Here is a 736-nt window from a genome sequence, read left to right on the forward strand (position 1 = left end):
TTGGGTAAGATGTGTGTATGTCATTTCGGGCAACTTTGACTTGGAGGTCTGGAAGGCCGGATGCTACTGCATCTTCCCACCTTTAACCATTTATCTTCAGTTGCACTTCATAGTTGAACTCGCGATACAAAAAAGCGCTGAAATGGTTGAGTATTTGGTAACCGGTGTGAACATCAAGACTTAGAACGACCCAAATCATCGGTGGTGTGGATGATAAAAGCGTTTTCCCTACATTCATCGTGAATCAGTGACAGTTGAGATTATTGCAATGCCTTGTCTGTTGAATTGAAGAACGACAAACGTATCAACACAAAATGACGTTTGCCGAATTGCTGCTGGGGAATTTTCTTGAAAAGAATTTCGTCAATTTGAACATAAGCGATTTTTATTATGCGAAAAAATTATCCTGTTTATGACCCAGTAAAAAAACGTGACTATGAAAAGCTTGAAGAATACATCGTCAGAATTTTTAAGGAAACAAGAGAAGCTCAAGAATATCGATCCAGGTTACGTCACTGCGAAACCTTTCCATTAGCGCGTAACGAGGAAAATTAATCGTAATAAATTTTCATGATTCAGATAAATAGGTTCAGAGGCACGATGATTACAGGGCGGATTCAATTTCGAAGTGCAACCACATGTTGATGCGATTGTAACTGCTTCATAAATACTTGGTGCGGCGTTTTGAAGCCGAGACATTTTCTGGGACGATGATTTAAGCTGTTCATCGCCCATA

General features: G+C 39.7%; 1 pseudogene. It reads right to left on the bottom strand.

The window, feature by feature from the left end:
* Window positions 1-617 precede the first annotated feature (617 nt).
* Window positions 618-736 (bottom strand): annotated as a pseudogene (locus ACO0K1_RS20230) (IS30 family transposase); the annotation flags it as partial.

Origin of the sequence: Undibacterium sp. SXout20W (assembly GCF_049340285.1) — a bacterium.
GTDB lineage: Bacteria > Pseudomonadota > Gammaproteobacteria > Burkholderiales > Burkholderiaceae_D > Undibacterium.